The sequence below is a fragment of the Rhodococcus sp. IEGM 1366 genome, assembly GCF_033142425.1.
GTDB classification, from domain to species: Bacteria; Actinomycetota; Actinomycetes; order Mycobacteriales; family Mycobacteriaceae; genus Rhodococcus_F; species Rhodococcus_F globerula.
Genome location: NZ_JAWLRZ010000011.1, coordinates 138809 through 160460, shown reverse-complemented (window position 1 = coordinate 160460; position 21652 = coordinate 138809). Strand labels below are relative to the sequence as shown.

General features: G+C 60.4%; 16 protein-coding genes and 1 riboswitch. Of the genes, 11 read left to right on the top strand and 5 right to left on the bottom strand.

What is annotated here, in order from left to right:
- Positions 1–259: 259 nt before the first annotated feature.
- Entirely contained in the window at positions 260–1594 is a 1335-nt protein-coding gene (locus R4P64_RS28845) for a plasmid pRiA4b ORF-3 family protein (RefSeq protein ID WP_317823583.1), read from the top strand.
- Positions 1595–1663: 69 nt separating this feature from the next.
- Here R4P64_RS28845 and R4P64_RS28840 read toward each other — a convergent pair whose 3' ends face one another.
- Together R4P64_RS28840 and R4P64_RS28835 are read right to left on the bottom strand one after the other, a co-directional pair.
- Positions 1664–2239: a TerD family protein gene (locus R4P64_RS28840; protein WP_033235982.1), complete on the bottom strand. Its 576-nt coding sequence runs from the start codon at positions 2237–2239 to the stop codon at positions 1664–1666.
- Between the two features lie 112 nt (positions 2240–2351).
- A complete protein-coding gene (locus R4P64_RS28835; RefSeq protein WP_317823582.1) occupies positions 2352–5579 on the bottom strand; it encodes a DEAD/DEAH box helicase in 3228 nt (1075 codons plus the stop codon).
- A gap of 110 nt (positions 5580–5689) precedes the next feature.
- Between R4P64_RS28835 and R4P64_RS28830 the strand changes: the two genes are divergently transcribed.
- Positions 5690–6784: an alpha/beta hydrolase gene (locus tag R4P64_RS28830; protein WP_141486668.1), complete on the top strand. Its 1095-nt coding sequence runs from the start codon at positions 5690–5692 to the stop codon at positions 6782–6784.
- A 120-nt stretch (positions 6785–6904) separates the two neighbouring features.
- Positions 6905–7999: an alpha/beta hydrolase gene (locus R4P64_RS28825; RefSeq protein ID WP_095888562.1), complete on the top strand. Its 1095-nt coding sequence runs from the start codon at positions 6905–6907 to the stop codon at positions 7997–7999.
- A gap of 58 nt (positions 8000–8057) precedes the next feature.
- Here R4P64_RS28825 and R4P64_RS28820 read toward each other — a convergent pair whose 3' ends face one another.
- On the bottom strand, positions 8058–9428 hold the full coding sequence (locus R4P64_RS28820; RefSeq protein ID WP_033236112.1) for a dicarboxylate/amino acid:cation symporter: 1371 nt from the start codon (positions 9426–9428) through the stop codon (positions 8058–8060).
- A 319-nt stretch (positions 9429–9747) separates the two neighbouring features.
- Here R4P64_RS28820 and R4P64_RS28815 point away from each other — a divergent pair, with 319 nt between their 5' ends.
- Positions 9748–10665, top strand: coding sequence for a phosphodiesterase (locus tag R4P64_RS28815; protein WP_317823580.1), 918 nt, complete (start codon positions 9748–9750; stop codon positions 10663–10665).
- 6 nt (positions 10666–10671) lie between these two features.
- Here the strand turns inward: R4P64_RS28815 and R4P64_RS28810 are convergent, their stop codons facing one another.
- The gene (locus tag R4P64_RS28810; RefSeq protein ID WP_045071533.1) at positions 10672–12087 is read right to left on the bottom strand and encodes a stealth family protein; all 1416 of its coding nucleotides are present in this window, start codon (positions 12085–12087) and stop codon (positions 10672–10674) included.
- A 412-nt stretch (positions 12088–12499) separates the two neighbouring features.
- A riboswitch (SAM riboswitch) is annotated at positions 12500–12613 on the top strand.
- Positions 12614–12702: 89 nt separating this feature from the next.
- Here R4P64_RS28810 and R4P64_RS28805 point away from each other — a divergent pair.
- From R4P64_RS28805 to R4P64_RS28795, 3 genes are all read left to right on the top strand, one after another.
- Positions 12703–13929 (top strand): LLM class flavin-dependent oxidoreductase, encoded by a 1227-nt coding sequence (locus tag R4P64_RS28805; protein WP_317823579.1) that lies wholly within the window; start codon positions 12703–12705, stop codon positions 13927–13929.
- Positions 13930–13948: 19 nt separating this feature from the next.
- Positions 13949–15316 (top strand): NtaA/DmoA family FMN-dependent monooxygenase, encoded by a 1368-nt coding sequence (locus R4P64_RS28800; RefSeq protein ID WP_317823578.1) that lies wholly within the window; start codon positions 13949–13951, stop codon positions 15314–15316.
- Between the two features lie 80 nt (positions 15317–15396).
- Positions 15397–15642 (top strand): hypothetical protein, encoded by a 246-nt coding sequence (locus tag R4P64_RS28795; protein ID WP_045071479.1) that lies wholly within the window; start codon positions 15397–15399, stop codon positions 15640–15642.
- Between the two features lie 3 nt (positions 15643–15645).
- On the opposite strand, the gene R4P64_RS28790 is transcribed toward R4P64_RS28795, so the two are convergent.
- Positions 15646–16071 (bottom strand): nuclear transport factor 2 family protein, encoded by a 426-nt coding sequence (locus R4P64_RS28790; protein ID WP_116104351.1) that lies wholly within the window; start codon positions 16069–16071, stop codon positions 15646–15648.
- A 378-nt stretch (positions 16072–16449) separates the two neighbouring features.
- Between R4P64_RS28790 and R4P64_RS28785 the strand changes: the two genes are divergently transcribed.
- The 4 genes from R4P64_RS28785 to R4P64_RS28770 are packed head-to-tail and all read left to right on the top strand — an operon-like array spanning position 16450 to position 21607.
- The gene (locus R4P64_RS28785; RefSeq protein WP_317823577.1) at positions 16450–18054 is read left to right on the top strand and encodes an ABC transporter substrate-binding protein; all 1605 of its coding nucleotides are present in this window, start codon (positions 16450–16452) and stop codon (positions 18052–18054) included.
- 8 nt (positions 18055–18062) lie between these two features.
- On the top strand, positions 18063–19019 hold the full coding sequence (locus R4P64_RS28780; RefSeq protein WP_317823576.1) for an ABC transporter permease: 957 nt from the start codon (positions 18063–18065) through the stop codon (positions 19017–19019).
- Positions 19019–19873, top strand: a complete 855-nt coding sequence (locus R4P64_RS28775) for an ABC transporter permease (RefSeq protein ID WP_033236003.1) — start codon at positions 19019–19021, stop codon at positions 19871–19873. The genes R4P64_RS28780 and R4P64_RS28775 overlap by 1 nt, the downstream gene beginning before the upstream one ends.
- A gap of 33 nt (positions 19874–19906) precedes the next feature.
- A complete protein-coding gene (locus tag R4P64_RS28770; RefSeq protein WP_095888574.1) occupies positions 19907–21607 on the top strand; it encodes an ABC transporter ATP-binding protein in 1701 nt (566 codons plus the stop codon).
- Positions 21608–21652: the final 45 nt, after the last annotated feature.

The following is a 21652-nucleotide window of genomic DNA, read 5'->3' as shown; positions in this document are numbered from 1 at the left end:
TCCCCGAAACACCCCCGGGATCGAGCGAACGGTACACCCGTCGCCTCGGATCGACCGAACGTACCGTTCGCACCATCGCGGGCGGGTTAAAACTCCGCAAACAGGGTACGTAGCGACGACAAAACTCATGGGATGTCAGTAGTTCGTGGCATAGTGAACAGCTATGGTTGGCCTCCGCAACTCCAGTGGCTCGCACCTGCGACTTGTGCCGACAGGATTGGATCAGCAAGAACCCGCTGCTTCACAGCAGACTCCCGCTGTGCCCGAACATCCCTCGATGAACTCGCGTGGACAGCGCCGTTCACTGCCGGCAGGTCTACGAATCTCGATTCGGCTTGAAGAGGTGTCCACGCAGATATCGCGGCGGTTGATTGTCGATTCCGATTTCACGCTCGACGATTTCCATGCCGTAGTTCAACGGGCAATGGGTTGGCACGATATGCATGGACATTCGTGGCGGAAGATCGGCACACGGTTTCCTGGTGATTTTCTGGAATACGCTCCGCGTAATCGTGTGGCTGATCGTCGTAGCCGCGGCCAGAGCGCAGTCGCCGAGAACGAGGTCCACGTTCACGAAGTTCTGATGTCTCCCGGTGACATGATCCAGTACCGGTACGGACGAGCCGGTGCGTGGCGGCATTCTGTGACTCTCGAATCGGTTGACGACGAGGCCGCGGACAAACCCGCGGTGTGCATCGAAGGTGTTGGTGCGTGCCCGCCCGAAGAATGTGCGGGACCTGAAGAATTCGAGCAACTATTGAGTGTGCTGCTTTCCGAGGAATTGCGCTCTCGGGAGTGGACTCTGGAGTGGGCACAAACCGATTTCGAGCCGAATAAGTTTGTGTTGGAGGAGGTCAACGAGCGATTGGCTCGTTGTGTCGGAACGGTGGCGCGCGAGTCCGCTATCGCGTCGTTCCCACGCACCTTCGATATCTGGAATCTTTTCGAATTGCTCGCGCCGGCTAGCGCACCTGAGTTGCATGACGTCTTTGCGATGGCGCGACTCGATGATCGGTCCGAGTCTTCGTTGCAGATACGTGTTGCTGTGGGCTCGCGGCTTCAGATGTTGTTGACGTTGATCGGTGACGATGGAATCGATGTCGAGTCATTTCTGTCGACGGTCGACGCGGCGCTGGACCAGCCGGAACTCGAGCCGGTTAATCTTCCCAAGGCTCAGCGTTTGTTTGTGCTGCTCCGAAGCTGGGGTTTGGCCAGGAAGCTGAAGGGCCGGATTGTCCTGACTCGTCGTGGGCGTTCAGCGAGTGCAGATGCAGACGCTTTGTGGAATTGCATTGTCGACGGGGTTCCCGTTGCGTCGGCGGGACCTGCGCGGGCGATTGAACTTCTTGTCCTGCTCGCTGTTGCCGCGGGGCTGGAGCCGTCGGATCGACATCACCTTGTTGCGGGAACTCTTGGCCAGATCCGATCGTCCCCGGCGTTGGTTGCAGAGCCCGCGATTCCGGGCAAGTCTGCCGGCACCACGATCGAGGTTCTCGATCTGGTCGGCGCGATTGGATACGACCTGGTAGGGATGATCTCGACGTCGGATATGCCCTGGGCGCAGTATCTTGCGCGGGCAGTCCTTCAGCGCTAAAAGTACCGCTGGAACGAACATGGGGTCCGAGCCTGAATCAGGCTCGGACCCCATGTTCGTGGCGCGATGTCAGATGTTGACGCCGTAGTCACGGGCGATGCCCGCTAGGCCTGACGCGTATCCCTGGCCGATTGCCCGGAACTTCCACTCGTTGTTGTGCCGGTACACCTCACCGAAGAGCATGGCTGTCTCTGTGGACGCATCTTCGGACAGGTCGTAGCGAGCAAGCTCTGATCCGGTGGAGAGGTCGACCACGCGAATGTAGGCATTGGTGACCTGGCCGAAGGATTGGAGGCGCGCGTCGGCGTCGTGGATCGATACCGGGAAGAAGATGTTGGTGACGTTGGGCGGTACCGCCGGGAGGTCGATGTTGATTACCTCGTCGTCTCCGTCGCCTTCGCCGGTGAGGTTGTCGCCGGTGTGCTCGATGGCACCGTCAGGGGACCGTAGGTTGTTGTAGAACACGAAGTGAAGATCGGAAAGTACCTTGCGTTCCGGGCCGGTGACCAACGCACTGGCATCAAGGTCGAAGTCAGCGCCACTGGTACTTCGTGCGTCCCATCCAAGTCCGACAGCGATTTTGGTCAGATTGGGTGCTGCTTTCGACAGAGATACGTTGCCGCCCTTGGCAAGTGTGACGCCCATTCAGGTTCCTCTCGTTCGAATGTGGTGATATCCGCATTCGTGAGTTCTGTGTTGTCCGTTCACAAATAACCATACCGTTCCCCGAGATTACGGGGTGGGACAAGCCTGGCGTTTACTCGAATAGCGAACGGATGTCTTCGGCGCCCAGAGTGGAACTGAGGAGCTCGTCGGAGTCCATCACGCTGGCGAACAGCGCGGATTTCTTGGCTTTGAGAGCCATCACCTTGTCTTCGATCGTGTCCTTGGCGATGAGGCGGTACACCATCACGTTCTTGGTTTGGCCGATGCGATGTGCTCGGTCCACGGCTTGAGCTTCGGTGGCGGGGTTCCACCACGGATCGAGAATGAAACAGTAGTCGGCCTCGGTGAGGTTGAGCCCGAAGCCACCTGCTTTGAGACTGATCAAAAACACTGGCGCAGCACCGGTTTTGAACTTTTCCAACACGTCGCCGCGGTCGCGCGTGCTGCCGTCGAGATAGCAGTGCTCGATGTTATCGGCGTCGAGGCGGCGGCGAACGGCGTTGAGGAAACCGGTGAACTGACTGAAGATCAAGGCGCGGTGTCCGCCGGCGATGACGTCGTCCAATTGCTCGAGAAGTGCGTCGACTTTGGCTGACGGGATCGTCGCGTGCTTGTCGTCGATCAGCGAGGCGTCGAGGCTGAGTTGGCGAAGTAGTGTCAGTGACGCGAGGATGGTGAAACGGTTCTTGTCGACGTCGGACAGCAAGCCGAGGATCTTCTGGCGTTCGCGTTGGAGATGCGTGTCGTAGAGCGCGCGATGCTTGGGGTAGAGGTCGATCTCGAGTACTTGTTCTTGCTTTGCCGGTAGGTCGCGAACCACCTGCTCCTTGGTGCGTCTGATCATCAACGGTTTGACACGTCGGCGCAGTTGTTCCAATCGCTCTGTGTCCCCGCCATTTTCGATCGGCCGACGGTACAGCTCGGTGAAGTGGGCGGAATTCGGAAAGAGTCCGGGAGCCGTGATCGCAAGCAGTGACCACAGTTCGGAAAGGTTGTTCTCCATAGGTGTGCCGGTGATGGCGAGTTTGAACGGCGTCTCGAGTTTTCGTGCGCACTGGTGGACTTTGGATTTGTGGTTCTTTGCGAACTGGGCTTCATCGAGGATGAGGCCCGACCAGCTGTTGGCAGAATAGGCGTCGGAGTCGAGGCGGAGCAACGCGTACGACGTGATGACGATGTCGGCGCCGATAACGATGTCGGTGAGATCGAGGTTCTGTCGTTTGAGTGTCCCGGTGACGATGACCGTACTGAGTTCTGGTGTGAATCTGGCTATTTCGGATTTCCAGTTGGAGACAACGCTGGTCGGGGCAACGATCAGAAAAGGTGGTGCCACCGGATCGGATTGGCGTGCACGGGCAATCATCGCCAGTGTTTGAAGCGTCTTGCCGAGCCCCATGTCGTCGGCCAGTATTCCGCCGAGTCCGTGTTCCAGAAGGAAATTGAGCCACCGGAATCCGTCGACCTGATAGGGACGCAGTGTGGCCAGCAATGTCGACGGAACATCCACGTGGTCGATGGAGGCATGGGTGAGCAACCCGTCGACCTGCTTTTTCCACTGCGCTGCTTGACGTTCGACGATTCCGAGCGACGTGAGATCGTCCCAGAGTCCGGCTTGGAACTTGCTGATTCGCAGCGGTCCGTTGGGGCGATCGAGGAGTGAGCGTGCTTCGGCGATGAGGCGTTGCAGTTCACGGAGTTCGGGTTTGTCGAGGCTGAAGTATGCGCCGTCGGGCAACAGCAGTTCGGTGGCGCCGATGCTGAGGGCGGCAAAGATGTCGGCAAAGGGCACTTCTTGGCCGTCTGCGTTGACGGTGACCCCGAGGTCGAACCAGTCCGATCCGGCGCTGTCCGGCGAAGCGCTGGTGGAGAGCCCGATGACAAGCGAATCATCGGTGGCGCGATAGTTGGCGGGTGTCCCGTCGATGGTGACGTCAGCGTCTGGATGGTCACGGAGCAACGGAAGGACATCGAGTGTGAATCGCATCGTGTCCAGGCCCGCCAATGAACCGTGGACCAGTTCTCGCGTGTGTGGCCGAGTGGTGTCGGAGGGGCCGAACAGGGGGCTCACGGTGTCGAGGATGGATTGTTCCCTGGCTGGAGAGCGGCCGTCGAGTGACCCGGGATGTTCACCCACGCCTACGGTCAATCGATCGTTCCCGATGGTGTACTGCCACTCCCACGTCAGGTCAACACCATGATCATCGCCGTACTTCGCTCGCAGGTGAAGGACCGGACCGCTGATCTCGGGTGACGCGTACGAATTGTCGCTGGAGACGATGTCGGCAATTGAGCTGAGTCTGACCGCGAAGCGGGAGGTGAAGGTTTCGCGGTGTTCTGCCGGCACGTCGATGGCGTCGCCTGCGTTGATGAAGTCCTTGAGGGCGGGGGAGACGGAGGTGTTCAGCGGTGCCAACCGGATTCTGCCGTCGTGGTCGACTGCGTAGATGCCGTGGACAGTGCTACCGATTGTTCCCCAGATCGGTGGGGTTGGCTCTGATGTTCTCTCGCCGTCGTTCGTGAAAAATGGGCGCGGTGTGACTTGAAGTCCGTTGTCCGGACCATGCGTCACGTCGATGCACACGTCCACTCCGTCATCGATCAATACTGGTCCGAGGCTCGGCTTGGCATGGAGGAGTGGGATGCCGGCATTGCGCGCCTCGGCGAGCAACGCCCACAGGCCAGGACTGGGGAAGTCCGCCAGATCGAAATCGGTGGCGTTGTAGTGGCGGTACGCGGTCCTGGCACTGATCAGTAGGTGGATGTCATTGAGTATCCGGATGTGTTGCGCCGGGTGTTGGTGGAAGCTGCCCAGCTTGTTCCACGCGAGGCCCCCGGAAATCCATCCCCGCGCGCCTGGTTGCACGGGTTTGACCAGTAGTTGGTTTCGTGGGCCGTTGGTGCGCAGAGTGAATTGAATGCCAAGATCACTGGCGCCTCGTTCGACAGGATTCGGCCGAAGTAACGCCCGGATCGTGTCTTCCCAGTTCTTGGGCGCCGGTGGTTGTGAGGACCTCGCCGCGGCAGCTATGACCAGGGCAGCGACGTGCTTACAGTTCATGCGCACCGGGCACGTGCAAATGCCACGGAGGATCGTGGCGACGTTGGTGGTGTTGTTATGGGTGCGCCGGCTGAGGAAGACCGTAGATACGTACTCCTCGTTGCCGATTACCTCGCCTTCGAGAGTCTGGGTCGCCTCGTCCCACTCGAATTCGCGAACGGCTCCTTGGCGGAAATAGTCGAGTCCGCGTTGAAATGTGGTTGTGCCGACTACAGCGCGGATTTGGTCCAGGTCGAGGACTAGGACTGATTCCGGCTGCATCTTTCCACCCTAATCCGCGAGTCCGACACCGCTGTGAAACAGCGGTAATGACCGCCGATTTTAAACTGGACGGTATGTTCACTTTGTCGGATTAGAAATTGGGAGTCTGGATGAATGTCCATGTGAACACGCGTGCCCGGATTGGGAAGCTCGGGGCCGCGCTGATCGCGGCGTGTGTCGCGACCGCGCCGCTGGTCGGTGCCGGTACGGCCAACGCGCAGCAGAGCACCGGCAGTATCGGAAGTTTCGATTTCGGATCGAGCGTTCCCGAGATATTTCGGGATGATCCCGGACCGCTTCCAGTTCTGCGCGACGACATAGTGGCACCGGCAATTGTGGGTGAAGTGCACACCGGAGCGCAGGCGTCGCGCCTGACTGTTGCGTCGCCGGCCTTGAAGCGCGAGGTGGGTGTCGAGGTGCTACTTCCGGCCGACAACTCGGTTCCGCGCCCGACGCTCTACATGCTGCAGGGCGTCGACGGCGGTGAGGGCTCGAACGGCTGGGTCACCATGGGCGGCGCCCCCGCGTTTTTTGCTGACAAGAATGCCCATGTCGTCATGATCAACGGGGGATCAGCGAGCTTGTTCTCGGATTGGGAGAACGAGGATCCGGCGCTCGGATTGCACAAGTGGGAAACCTTCATCGCGAAGGAGTTGCCACCGTTGATCGATGCTCACTTCGGGACCAACGGCGTCAATGCAATCGCCGGGACGTCGATGGGCGCACAGGGCGCGATGATGCTCGCTCATCGGTACCCGGATCTGTATCGCGGCGTCGCGGTGTTCAGCGGTTGCTATTCGACGATGGATACCTGGGGCCGAACCAGCGTGCAGGCGACGATTACCTCGCGCGGCGGTGATCCGGCCAATATGTGGGGAGAGCTCGGTGGGCCCGAGTGGGAAGCACATGATTCCGTGTTGAACGCAGAAAGCCTGCGCGGCAAGGAGATCTACATCTCCACTGCCAACGGCGCCCCCGGGGCGGATGAAACGCTGCAGACGCCGGAACTGCTCGAGCGGCTGGTTGTCGGCGGCGGGATCGAGGCTGCCGCAAAGGTGTGCACCAAGGTGTTCGATCAGCGATTGCGGTCACTCGATATCGACGCCACCGTGGACTACGAGCCCAACGGCACCCATGCGTGGGCGTACTGGCGTGAGCGCTTGCCGAAGGCGTGGCCGACGCTGTCGAAGGCTCTGGGTGTCTGACGGTACGTGCGCAGCTGTCGTTTCGCCGCTGATCAGGCGTGGTGCGATGGGCCAGCGGGTGAGTGTGTCCGAATTACACGGTATCTTTCAAATGACTGTATTTAATTGTTTGGGAGCCTGATGTCGAAGTGCCTGACCCCGCTCACCCCCGTGAGGCGGGCGGGAATCGTTGTAACCACTGCGTGTGTGTTCGGACTGCAGGTGCTCGGTATCACTTCGGTAGGCGCGACGCCGATCTCCGACAGTCTCGAGACGTTGGAATACGGTTCGACTGTGCCCGGGTCCATGCAGGGCGACCCAGGGGCACCAGCACAACTGTTGGACGGCATTACGGCCCCCGCAATTGTCGGAGAGAACGTGACTGGACCGCAGTCCGTTCGGCTGACGGTGGCATCTCCTGCTTTGCGGCGTGACGTCGGCGTCGAAGTTATTCTTCCCGCGGACAACTCTGCGCCGAGACCTACCCTGTATCTCCTGGACGGTGCCGACGCTCAGGAGAAGTCCAGTGGGTGGGTGCGGTACGGCGTCGCGCCGGATTTCTTTGCCGACAAGAACGTCAACGTCGTGATGATCAACGGCGGCAAGGCCGGCATGTACACGGATTGGGAGAACGAGGATCCGGCACTTGGACTGCACAAGTGGGAAACGTTCATTGCGAAAGAGTTGCCCTCGCTCCTGAACGCGAGATTGAACACCAACGGCGTCAATGCAATTGCGGGCATTTCGATGGGCGCGCAGGGTGCGATGATGCTCGCCCACCGAAATCCGGGCCTGTACAAAGGTGTGGCGGGTTTCAGTGGGTGCTACTCGACCACGGACACCTGGGGGCGCGCCAGCATCCAATCGACGGTCACGTCGCGCGGCGGAAACACCGACAACATGTGGGGGATTCCGGGCGGGCCGGAATGGGAAGCGCACGATTCGCTCCTCAATGCCGAGCAACTCCGCGGAACGGAAATCTACTTGTCCGTCGCGACGGGCGTGGCGGGCGAGAACGAAAATTTGCGGACGCCTGACTTGGCCGATCGTCTGGTCGTCGGTGGCAGTATCGAGGCGGTTGCACACATGTGTACCAAGGCATTCGACCAGCGTCTCACCGCACTCGGTATCGATGCCACAATCGACTACGAACCGACCGGTACGCACTCGTGGCCGTACTGGCGTGAGCGTTTCCCCAAAGCGTGGCCAACTTTGGCCAAGGCGCTCGGTATCTGACCAGAAAAAATGTCCCCACACCGATCACGGTGCGGGGACATCTTTTGGTGTGGCCGAATTATGCGTCGACGAGTTCTTCGGCAAACGGATTACCGTTGCGAGGCGCGTTGAAGCGGGCCGTGTCGAGGATGCCTTCGCGCTTGGCCACGATCACCGGGACGAGTGCCTGCCCGGTGACGTTGACGGCCGTACGGCCCATGTCGACGATCGGTTCGACGGCAAGCAGCAGACCGACGCCGGCAAGTGGCAGTCCGAGTGTCGAGAGCGTCAGGGTGAGCATGACTGTTGCGCCGGTAGTTCCAGCGGTAGCGGCCGAACCGATAACCGACACGACAACGATCAAGAGGTAGTCGGTGAAGTTGAGCGGAACGTCGTAGAAGCCGGCAACAAAGATGGCGGCGATTGCGGGATAGATTGCGGCGCAACCGTCCATTTTCGTGGTGGCACCCAGCGGCACGGCAAACGACGCGTACTCGCGCGGCACGCCGAGATTGCGCTCGGTGACGCGTTCGGTCAGTGGGAGTGTGCCGATCGACGAGCGGGAAACGAAGCCGAGTTGAGTGGCAGGCCAGACGCCGGAGAAGAAGTTACGAACCGAGAGGCCGTGTGCAGCAATGAGAGCCGGGTAGACGACAAAGAACACGATCGCCAGACCGATGTAGACCGCGGCGGTGAATACACCGAGCGATCCGATGGCGTCCCAGCCGTAGGTTGCGACGGCGGTGGCGATCAGGCCGGCGGTGCCGATCGGCGCGAGGCGAATGATCCACCACAGCACCTTCTGGATGATTGCCAGGAGGGAAGCGTTGAACTCGAGGAACTTCTCTGCCTTGGCGCCGACCTTGAGCGCCGCGATTCCGATTGCCGCTGCGATGACAAGCAGTTGCAGAACATTGAAGCTCAGTGAGGTTGTCGCGACGCCTTCGGTGACTGACGTCTTGGCACCCAGACCGAGGAAGTTGTTCGGCACCAGGCCGGTGATGAACGCCCACCACGATCCGGAGCTCTTCGGTTCCTTGGCAGATTCGACGGCAACGTCGGTACGTGAACCTGGATCGGTGATCAGGCCGACGACGATGCCGATGATGACCGCGATGAATGCCGTGATCGCGAACCACAACAGAGTCTGCACAGCCAATCGAGCGGCATTGGCAACCTGACGCAGGTTTGCGATGGAACTGACGATGGCGGTGAACACCAGCGGAATGACCGCGACCGTCAGCAGTTTGACGTAGCTGCTGCCGATGGTCTGGACAGTTCCGACGAGCCAGTTCACATTGCCGTCTGCGGCGTCAGGCATCGCGCGGGCAACCAGACCGAGAATGACACCGATAACCAGACCGGCAACAATCTGAGGTCCGAATGACGTTGCCCACGAGGGGAACCGGGTTTTTGATTCCGGCACGCCGGTAGAGGTGGAGCTGGGCATGACAATGCCTTTCAAAAAATTGAAGAGAGCGAAACGCGGCACGCCGTGAAGAAGTTCAGGCGGGGTTTCGTGAAAATGTTTCCTGGTACGCGTCTATCAGGCCGAGCGCGGACACATTGCGCTCGCCTGCAGGCGAAGGTCGACGTAGCGTCGAGAGGTCAGGAACAACACTGCGAAGACTCTACTCGCAGCTTCAACTACCGATGATTCCGGGCGGTCCATGGGTGTGCGTGAATGAGGGCCGGAGACTCGATGACTACTGTCGAGGTTCGGTAGGTGCACCGGTACCTGCGCGTCGGCTAGCGGAAGCGAGAGACCGATGAGCGTTCGACATGCCGAATATCCACGTCCAAAGCACTTCCTGGTGCATATAAGCGACACGCACCTCGTCGAGGGCGGGGACCTGTACGGCGCCGTCGACGCGACAGCTCGACTGCGGCAGATTCTTGCCGGCGTCGAGGCGTCAGGGGCGCGTCCGCGGGCGTTGGTGTTCACCGGGGATCTCACCGACAAAGGGGAGTCGGACGCGTACGAGACGCTGAAATCGATCGTGGAACCGGTGGCAGGCAGACTTGGTGCCGAGGTCGTCTGGGTGATGGGTAACCACGACGATCGGGAACACTTCCGGACGCGGTTGTTGAACGAGTCACCGTCGACCCGGTCGGTCGATCGGGTCTACGACATCGACGGCCTCCGCATCATCACGCTCGACTCCACTGTTCCCGGCCACCACTACGGATCGATCAGCGACGCCCAGTTGGATTGGCTGCGAACACAATTAGCGACTTCAGCGCCCGACGGAACGATTCTCGCCCTTCATCACCCGCCGATTCCCTGTATCCAGGATCTGGCTGTGCTGGTCGAACTACGAGATCAGCCGCGGTTGGCCGAAGTGCTCCGGGGAAGTGACGTGCGGGCAATTCTCGCGGGCCACCTGCATTACTCGACGACGGCGACGTTCGCGGGAATTCCCGTGTCTGTGGCGTCGTCGGCCTGCTACACCCAGGACCTCAACGTAGCGGTCGGCGGACAGCGTGGCCGAGACAGCGCACAAGGCTGCAATCTCGTCCACGTGTACGCCGACACGATTGTTCATTCGGTAGTGCCGCTCGAGCGCGACGACGTTGTCCGCGACGATACGGTGGGTGAGGCCGTCAGCGCCCGCGACGCTGCGGCGCGTCTGGCGGACGCAGGCATTCGCATCGGTGAGCACAACGATATTGCCGTCGCGCAGTAGTATCCGTCAGGCCTCCCACGGCGCTTTGACGGGATAGTAGTTCTCGAGGAATTCGGTGACCTTACGGGTACGTAGTTCGAGATCGATTTCCGGTTCACTACCGTCGTTGAGGCAGAAGAAATCCATCGAACGGTCTTTGAGTAGTGAATTCATCTGTCGCAAACCGGCTTTGACAGTGGTGTCGACGTATTTGACGGTAGCCGACTTCTGTACGACGGAGCGGCCGCTCATCAGCGCGTAGTAGTGGTACAGCGAATTGGTGACCGAAATGTTGGTGCTTGCGCGGAAGGTACTCGCAGCGGTGGCCGCAAAATCGTCCGCGAATTCGCGTTCCATTTCCGCCATGACACTTTTGCGTAGCGGGGTGGCGGCATGCTCGAGGTGCCGAGTTGTCATCAATCCGAATCGCTCTTGTAGTAGACGTCGATTGACCCGAGCCGCATTCTCGAATCCGCTGCGATCGTCGTCGTTGTGTCCCAAACCTATTCGCGTATCCGCCTCGATGAACATGCTGATTCCACCGGGCGAGAAGAACATGTCGGGGCCGACGGATCTGCCGAAGAACATGTCGTCGTTCGAATAGAGGAAATGTTCGGAGAGTCCGGGTATGTGATGCAGTTGGCATTCGACCGCTTGAGAATTGTGAGTGGGCAGTACAGACGGGTCGGCAAAGAACTTTTCGCTGGGCATGAAAGTGACCCGAGGATCGTCGGCCAGCCAGGCCGGACGATCGGAATCGGTGGCGACAAAGATTCTTCGGATCCACGGCGCATACATGTGCACGGACCGTAGTGCGTACTTCAATTCGTCGATTTGACGGAATCGTGCTGCGGATTCGTCACCTTCACCGACAATGTAGTTCTGCATCCGAAGTGCGCGTTGCGCCTGAAATTCCTCGGAAGAACCGTCCACCCAGGAAAAGACGAGGTCGATGTCGAAATTGATGTCGGAGGCATGGGCGGCAAACATGTTCTCGATCGTCGGCCACACACGGCCGAAACGCTCCACCGTTCCACGAACTGCTTCTTCCGGACGCACCGTCCGCCGGGTCAGTGAATTTTCGATGGGCAGAACGATCTCTGTGTCGGACATCGACCACAGTTCGATCTGAAGTCCGATATTCGCGCCGTAGTTCAGGCCACTCGCCAGATGAACGCGCGGCCGAAACAGTCGAAAGATGCGGGCTTTTGGTGTGGAGGACAGTGCGCCGTCGGCTATCAAGAGCGCTGGACTCTTCTTCGCGTCGAGAGTCTTCGAATAGAAGGGTGTGTTCTGGCATCCGTCGATCAGCGCGCGGCGCAATTTCTTTCGGTTGGCCCAATTGACCGCGATGACTGCGCGTTCGTCGTTTCCGCGTACGAGGAGGTATTCGACACCTGCCGCGTCGAGAATATCGCGGATGAACAGCAGGTCCTCGATCATCGCTTCGAGCGGGGTTGTGGTGACGATAGGGAGGGCAAACCGATTCTTGAACCGCACAGTTTCCGGGCGGTCCTCCAATCGAGCGCGCACGGGGGACGAGACGGGTTTCACTGTGTCAGTGGTGTCCTGCTCCGGGGGTACGAAGTAGATGTCGTGCGGAGCGGGAGATTGTGTGATGACGTGCCTTTCGATGACAGGGCGCGCGGAGGCGGTGTCGTGCCAGTCTAGTCGGGAATTGGAGCGATTCGTGTTGGTGGGGAGTTTGCGCATACTCGGTACCGACACGCGAATTCGAATCCTCGAGAGTGAAAAGGATCGGGTGCCGGTTGTGGCAGGTGGCGCGTGGTTTCTGCCATCTTCTGGCATCTCGGGTTCATAGGGACCAAGTGCTGTTCTCGATAGGGTCACAGCAGGTGCAGAGTTCCAGCGACAAGGACCGGCTAGCTGGACGGCAACCCTTCATGCCGATGGGGTGCCCCGGGATCACACCTGGCGACACGCGTGGTGTGTGTCGCAAGCGGCAGTTGCGGCACTACCCGTCAGTGAAAGAGGGCTGACGGTTCTGCGGCCGGCACTGTGCGCTCCCGAGTAGTCCTCGAACAGGAGTAGAAGCCGATGACCTCCACCCTTCCCATCCACCTCGCCGTAGCGCTTGACGGCGCCGGCTGGCACCCCGCGGCCTGGCGAGAACCCCATTCGCGTCCGAGTGAGCTGTTCACCGCGTCGTACTGGACCGATCTCGTGACTACAGCCGAACGCGGTCTGCTCGACTTCGTGAGTATCGAGGACAGCCTCTCCGTGCCGGGCAACCCGTTCGAGCCCGTCGGTGACGCGGTCGATCGTGTGCGCGCTCGACTGGACGCGCATCTCGTGGCGGCCAGGCTGGCACCGGTGACGCGCAATATCGGATTGATTCCGACGATCACCACAACGCATACCGAGCCGTTCCATGTCTCCAAAGCTGTTGCAACGCTCGACTACACGTCGCGAGGCCGCGCGGGGTGGCAGGTGAAAGTCTCAGCGTCTGAAGCGGAGGCTACGCATTTCGGCCGGCGCGACATCCCCGCGTTGACCGAAGATGATCGGGCATTGCTGGTTTCAGGCAATCTTCCCGATTTTGTGCGGGATCTGTTCGACGAGTCAGCAGAGGCCGTCGACGTGGTTCGGCGTCTCTGGGACAGCTGGGAGGATGACGCCGAAATTCGTGACGTGGAGCGTCGACGGTTCATCGATCGAGAGAAGTTGCACTACATCGACTTCGAGGGCAAGTACCTATCCGTCCGTGGACCGTCGGTCACTCCGCGGCCGCCGCAGGGGCAGCCAATCATCGCAGCTTTGGCGCACCAGCGCGTTCCGTACGAGCTGGCTGCTCGAACAGCCGATCTGGTTTTTGTGACTCCTCTCGACGATGGTCAGGTGCCCTCGATTCTCGCCGAAGTGCGGGCGGCGCAGGAACGGGTTGAGCGCTCGGGCGAACCGCTCCGGGTATACGGCGACATTGTTGTGTTCTTCGATGCGGCAGGGGAATCGGGTCGAGAACGACTCGACCGCCTGGACAATGCATCGGGTACCCCGTACCGCTCTGATGCACTGATCTTCACCGGCACGCCGGCTGAATTGGCCGATCACCTTCTCCGCTGGCAGCAGTTGGGGATCGAGGGCTTTCGTTTGCGACCCGGTGTTGCCGTGGACGATCTTGACACGATTGTGAATGACCTGGTACCAGAACTGCAGAAGCGCAACGTATTCCGTCCAGCGTATCCAGATACGAATCTCCGCGGACTTCTCGGATTGCCGATCGACGTCCCCAACCGCTACGCCGCCGGCACTCCGGCTGCCTGAACAGACGAGGAATACTTTCATGAGTTCTCAGCAGCGTAAGCAGGTCATCTTGGGTGCCTACCTGGGCGGCGTCAACCATCAGACGGCGTGGTGGGATCCGCAGGCGGGCAGCCAGATCGAATTCGACTCCTTCGAACACACCGCTAGAACCGCCGAGCGCGGAAAATTCGACTTCTTCTTCCTGGCAGAAGGACTGGCACTTCGCGAACGCGCGGGACAGATCTTCGATCAGGACATCATCGGCAGGCCGGATACCTTCACGGTGCTCGCCTCATTGGCGGCAGTAACCGAACACCTCGGATTGGCCGGCACCATCAACTCGACGTTCAACGAACCGTACGAGTTGGCCAGACAGTTCGCGACGCTCGATCAACTGTCTTGTGGCCGCGCGGCCTGGAACGTCGTGACTTCGTTCGATGCCTTCACCGGGCAGAACTTCCGTCGCGGCGGTTACCTCGATCGTGCGCAGCGGTACGAGCGCGCCGAGGAAACCGTCGCACTCGTCCGTGAAATCTGGGATTCGTGGCGAAGTGACGACATCGTCGCAGACAAGGATTCCGGTCGTTTCCTCGCGCGAGCAGAGGCTGGTGAATTCGCTTTCCACGGATCACAATTCGATGTGAACGGTCGGTTCACTGTTCCGCGCAGTCCGCAGGGGCGCCCGGTCATTCTTCAAGCTGGTGTCTCGCCGCAAGGGCGGGATTTTGCGGCCGGCAATGCCGACGCGATCTTCTCGCCGTACGGGCAGCTGCCTGAGGCGTCGGACTTCTATCGGGACATCAAGGCCCGTGCTGTTGCAGCCGGGCGTGATCCGGGTGACATCAAGATTCTGCCGTCGGCGAGCTTTGTGCTCGGCACGTCCGAGGCTGATGCTATCGAGAAGTACCGTGACATTCGCGATCAGCAAGTAACAGGTCAGACTGCGTTGATCCTGCTCGAGCAGATCTGGAATCTCGATCTTTCGGGTTACGACCCGGAAGGACCGCTACCTGATATCGCACCGGATCCCGAAGCACCCCCGATCATTCAAGGACGGGCATTCATCCATCAGGACCGATTCGAGACGGTCGCGAAGTTGCGCGCCGTGGCCGAGAACAAGAAGCTGAATCTGCGTGAGGTCGTGATCGATCAGTTCGAGCGCGGGCCGATAGTCGGTACAGCGCAACAGATCGCCGAAAAGATCGATTCGTTTGTGCAGAACGACGGTTCTGATGGATTCATCCTTGGTTCGCACCTCGTACCAACAGGATTGGACGAGTTTGTCGACGACGTAGTCCCGCTGTTGCAGGACCGTGGCGTCCTGCGCGCCGAGTACGAGGGAACGACGCTACGCGACAATCTTGGTCTGGCAATTCCGGCTGATCGTGGTCTTGTGGCGCCGCGATGACGCGTGCGAGTAGCGCGTGGGGATCGGGGTACTCCGACAACGTCGGCACCTAACGTCGGCAGTCCTGGAGGAGGAAGGCCATGCGTGTGAAAAGCCTGGTCGGAGCCGGCGCAGTGGCAGTTGCCCTGGTTGCCGGTCCCCTTGCCCAAACGTCTGCCCAAGCATCCGCGGAAGGCTCAGTGGCTCCGGGCTCGGATAGCCTGCCAGACTCGCTGACCTGCGAGAGCGTCTTCGACGCCTTGGAGGATCAGAGCCCGGAGTGGACGGAGGAGGGGATCGACCAGGTCGAAGACTGGTGCGAGTCGATCACCGGTGAAGAGGACTGACCGTCAGCCGCGCGCTATGACGCGTCGTGAGAGTCGCCAGCGGCCGTCCTCCAGCTCGAACTCGTCTGCGTAACTTCCGACGCCACTGAGGCGAGGCGCCGTGGCGGTGTCGACGTAAAACGTCCACACCGCTTCGGCGCGGGCCGTGGTGTCCGACGTGACCTCGACGGCGACCGCGGTGGTCACGTGGCGGGTGAAGGTTCCCGGTCCCTGAATTCCGGCAGCACGGCGTTCGCGCACACCGGCAGCGATTTCCTCGCGGCCGCGTCGTACCTGGAGCGGCAACCCGCGGTCGGGGTTGGCCGGCATTGTCCATTCGGCCTGCTGAGTGAATTGTTCGACGTAATCGTCGACTGCTCCCGTATCGGCGAGGTGAGCGATCCGCGCGAGTGCGGTTCGGATCTGCTCGGCTGGGCTTTCGGGCTGCATCTGTCTCCTTGGTATTAGGGCGGACTTTCCGGACGCTACCGCGGTGAGCTGGGAATAGTAGGTCCGGTCTCGTTGAGCGGTCACAAAATTCGTGAGTTCGGATCACCGTGAGTCCAACTATTTCCCCAACATAAGGGGAAATGATTAAGTGTGTTCACGAAGGCAAGTGCCTTGAATCTGACCGGAAGGTTTACCGTGTCCGTCCCTCTGCGATGTCTGCGCTGACTTCTTCAGCGCCACACCGGCTGGTGTAGCCCTCATTGCCCACTGAACTTCACGGTTCGGGTTCTTCGAGGCCACCAGGACGACCACTTTCCCTTTTGCGTGCCGCGCTCAGCGCGCGTTGCTGCGCACCCTCATACGAAGGACCACACCTCCGTGAACTCGTCATTTCCGACGGCCGGGCTTGATCGCCGTGCCTTTTTCCGTGGCAGCGCTATTGCCGCATTCGCAATTCTTGGTACCGGCTCACTGGCTGCGTGCTCCTCGGCTGTTGGTGAACAGCGTTCGGATGCAGGTGAATCGGTGGAACCAGTGCGCGGCGGCACGCTCACCCTGGCAATTCCGGACGATGTCAGCCCATCCGCTCTTTTGACCAGCACAACAATTGCCGGCACTACCATCTCCGGGCTTGTCTTCGAGACATTGACCCGCTACCCGATCGATTCCGTAGTGCCGCAACCTCTTCTCGCCAAGGACTGGAAGCTCTCGGACGACGGTCTGACGTTGACACTGAATCTGCGCGACGACGTCACCTTCCACACCGGCCGCCCGTTCACCTCTGTGGATGCGGAGTTTTCGCTGCGTACGTACGCCGATCCCAAGTTCTCCGCGCAGCTGCGCAGCACAGCAGCCGCCATCACAGGCTACGACTCCTCGGATCCGAAAAAGCTGGTACTGACGCTCGCGCACCGAACCGGTAACATCTTCGACTTGCTGGACCTGGCGCCGATCTTCGACTCGGAGACCTTCGACAAGGCGGTCAGCGGTGAATCCTTCATCGGGACAGGACCGTTCGTCTTCGCCTCGCGCACCCCGAACAGCTCGATCTCCTTCGATCGCAATCCGAACTACTGGGTTGCTGAGCGTCCCTTCCTCGACCGCGTCGAGGCTCGTATCGTCCCCGATTCACAAGCCCGTCTGACGTCTCTCAAATCAGGTCAGGTTGCGCTCGTCGCCCCGGGATCGTTGACCTTCCGTGATTCTCAGACAGTTGGCAAGACAAGCGGTTTCGCAACTTCAGCTCTCGACGGGGCGGAACTGCAGACGTATCTGGGCGCCAACGTCACGGCTGACGGATTGACCGATGTACGAACCCGGAAAGCCGTGGCGTATGCCATCGATCGGGATCGCATCATGAGTGAGGTGTACCGCGACGCAGGCTACGCCGTGAACCTGCCGTGGCCGAAGTCGTCGCCCGCATACGACGCGGCCAAGAACTCCACGTATACGCGTGACGTTGCCAAGGCTCGGTCACTGGTGAGTGAGGTGGGAACACTGCCGACCATTCCGTTGACGTACACGGGTGCCAGCCCGGACTTTGAAGCGGCAGCTCAGATCGTGCAGGCCAATCTTGCTGAAGCGGGAATTCGCGTCGAGTTGGACCCAGTCGAAGCGACTATCTTCTTCAAGCAGTTGATCGGCGCAGAGTTCAAGGGGCTGTGGCTGACCAGTCACACCTTTGCGCAGTATGTTCCGTCGACGCTGACCGTCAGCGCCTACCCTTTCAATGCCGCGCACAATGCGTCGAAGTTCAGTTCGCCGGCATACTCCGCGGCCGCCGACTCAGCGTGGCAGGTGCCCGACGGCTCGAGCGACGCTGCAAAGAAGCTGTACGCGGACCTCGGCACCCAACTGTTGGAAGAGCTGTTCCTGATCGAGATCGGTGTGGTGGTTCCGCAGGTATCGGCTGCTTCCACCGTGCATGATCTTGCGTGGACCAAAGGTCGTCAGCCGCAGTTCGCCAACACCTTCCTGGCCTAGGGGAGAACATGATTCGCTATGTTGTCGGCCGACTACCGTCGGCGGTAGTGGTTCTCTTTCTTGCATCGTTGTTGATTTTCTCGGTTATGCGACTGGTTCCCGGTGATCCGGCCTTGGCGCTGGCCGGTCCCGATGCCACGCCGGAAGCGATTGAGGCGATTCGTCATTCGCTTGGTCTCGACAAGTCGGTCTCCGCTCAGTACTTGTCGTGGATCGGCGATGTTCTGACGTTGGATCTGGGTCGGTCGTTTGTCCTCGGTGGTCAGATATCGGATCTAGTGCTGGCCGGGTTGGGCAATACTGCGGTGCTTGCCGGCAGCGCATTGCTGTTAGCGGTAACGTTGAGCCTGATTCTCAGTGTGGCCGTGGTGGTCTGGCCGAAGAAGTGGCTGACCAGTGTGGTGAACGTGCTCAACACGCTCTCTGTCGCGCTGCCCAATTTTGTAACGGGTGTTCTACTGGTCCTGGTGGTTGCGGTGCTGATCCCGGTGCTGCCTTCCGGTGGTGTTCCTCCGGGCGGGTACCTGGCTCGCCCCGACATCACGCTGCAGTATTTGGTGCTTCCGGCACTGTGCTTGGCCTTGCCGGTCACAGCCGCTCTGACCAGATTTCTCTCGGAGGCCCTGCGCACCGAGATGGCGCAGCAGTATGTGATCACCGCTCAGGCTGCGGGAGTCACGCGCTGGAACCTGGTGACCCGCAGCGCTTTACGCAACGCGCTGCCGACCATGTTGACTGTCCTCGGAATTCAGACCGGGCATCTCCTTGGTGGAGCCGTGCTGGTCGAGGCCATCTTTGCCTGGCCGGGAATCGGTCAACTGATTCAGCAGGGAATCGGTCGGCGCGACTACCCCGTGGTGCAGGTGCTTCTGCTGCTCTCGGTCACGATCTTCGTGCTGATTCAGTTGCTGACAGACATCGTGCACGCCTACCTCGATCCGCGTATCCGCATTGGAGGACAGTAATGACTGTCGTTGATCAACGCCAGGACACGCAGACTCGACGTTCGCACCCGGTTCGTGACGCGCTGACTCACGGCCAGGGACTTGCGGGTGTCCTGATCGTGCTGGTCATCGCAGCGGCGGGCATCGCGGCACCGCTGTTGACGAACTACGGACCCAACGAACAGATCGAGGGCGCAAACCTGTTGGGCGCCAGCGCACAACACTGGTTCGGCACTGATCAGGTGAACCGCGACGTCTTCACTCGCTCGCTGTACGGCATCCGAATCAACCTGGTCATCGTGCTTGTCGCGGTGCCGTTGGGTGCGATCATCGGCTCGCTTGCCGGCTTGATCTCTAGCATCAATCCGGTTGCCGATGTCATCGCGCAACGAATCTTTGATGTGATCCTTGCTTTTCCGCTGCTGATTCTCGCGATCACGCTGGTAGCGATTACCGGACCCGGTATTTTTCCTGTGGTCGCGGTGATCGTGGCCGCGGAGATCCCAATGTTCGGGCGCCTCGTACGTACCAGTGTGCTCAAAGTTCGCGAGCTACCGTTCGTGGAATCGGCCGAAGTGATCGGGGCCGGCCGTTGGTGGGTACTGCGTAAACATGTGCTGCCCAACGTGGTCGAACCGTTGAGCGTGCAGATCGCCCTGTCGATGTCGGTGGCCGTATTTGCCGAAAGTGCGATGAGCTTCCTGGGTATCGGTGTGCGACCGCCGGATCCGTCACTGGGGTCCATCATCTCCGACGCCATCCCCAATCTCGACGTCAATCCCGCTTACGCCGTCGGGCCGCTGATCATCGTCTCCGCCTTGGTCTTGAGTTTCCTCCTGATCGCCCAGGCGCTCGGCAAAGCCCGTCGGATCTGACGCCGCCTAAACGACCACTTCAAGGACACAAGCATGAACGCAGTAAAGCAGCAGGCGGTCCTCGCCATCGAGGATTTGGTGATCCGGTTCGGTACCGCGGATAGCCGACGTGAATCAACCACCGTTGTCGATCAGGTGAATCTCGAAGTGGCACAGGGTGAAATTCTGGCACTGGTCGGAGAATCCGGATCGGGTAAGTCGCTCACAGCGCGTGCAGTCCTCGGCTTGCTGCCGGAAGGGGCTCAGGCAAGCGGCTCGATCGAACTCGGTGGTCAGCAGGTTCTCGGAGCTGACGAGGCAACCTTGAACAAGGTGCGCGGCACCCGCGCCGCAATGGTGTTTCAGGAACCCCAGACCGCACTCAACCCCGTCCAGAAGGTGGGGTGGCAGATTGCTCAGGTCCTGCGGGCGCACGGCAAGATATCCCGGGCCGACGCTCGGGCCCGTGCCGTCGAACTGCTGCGGATGGTGGAGATTCCGGAACCGGAGCGTCGGGTCGATTGGTATCCACATCAGCTGTCGGGCGGTCAGAAGCAGCGAGTAGTTATCGCGCTGGCTCTGTCGGGCTCGCCGGATCTGCTGATCGCAGATGAGCCGACGACTGCACTCGATGTGACGGTGCAGGCCGAGATTCTGCAGTTACTGCGGGATCTGCGCGATCGGTCAGGGACGGCGATTCTGTTGATCACACACAACATGGGAGTCGTTGCGGATATCGCCGATCGCGTGCTGGTGATGAAATCCGGTCAGGTGGTGGAACAGCAGTCGGTTTTCGATCTGTTTGCGTCACCGCGGGCGAGCTACACGCAGGCTCTGCTGGCAGCGGTGCCTCGGCTGCCGGAAGCCGAGCACGCCAAACCAGCCGTTGCGCTGGTCGATGATGTCGAGCGCGCGCTCACCGAGCCCATTCTCCGGTTCGACGACGTCTCGATCGTGTACCCGGCCCGTCTGGGTAACAAGGCGTTTCGGGCTGTTGATCAGGTGAGCCTGAGTGTGCGGCCTGGTGAAGTAGTGGGTCTGGTCGGTGAGTCGGGCTCGGGGAAAACAACTCTCGGGCGCAGCGCGCTGGGTGTCATTCGGGCCAGCAGTGGCACCGTGAGCTTCGACGGAACCGACCTGGGCACGATATCCGCAGCGAATCTTCGAGGTCTGCGTAAGGGTATGGCACTTGTCCATCAGGATCCGGCGGCGTCACTCGATCCCCGGCGGACCGTCGGGCAGAGCATCGGTGAACCCCTCGAAGTCCACCGCTTTGCTACCGGGGCCCTGCTTCGGAACAAGGTCGAGGAGTTGCTCGAATCCGTTCGTCTCCCCAAGTCATTTGCTCACCGGGCACCGGGAGAGTTGTCCGGTGGTCAGCGCCAGCGGGTGGCGCTGGCGCGAGCACTCGCACTCGGGCCACGACTGTTGGTTGCCGACGAGCCGACCAGTGCGCTCGACGTTTCAGTCCAAGCCGACGTTCTTTCACTATTTGCCGACCTACGAGAGGAATACAAGTTCGCATGCCTGTTCATCAGCCACGACTTGGCCGTCGTCCATCAGGTGGCCGACCGGGTAGCGGTGCTGCGCAGCGGGGAATTGGTCGAAGAGGGCCCCGCTGCGGAGGTATTCAGCTCACCGCGCCAGGACTACACCAGGAGATTGGTTGCAGCGGTGCCGCTTCCGGATCCGCTGCGCCAGCGCGAAGGACGGGGAACTACTCGAGTGGAGCCAAGCCTGACTGTTGCTGTCTGACCGGTCCGCTCGCACGACACACAACCCTTCACTCTCACTTCACAG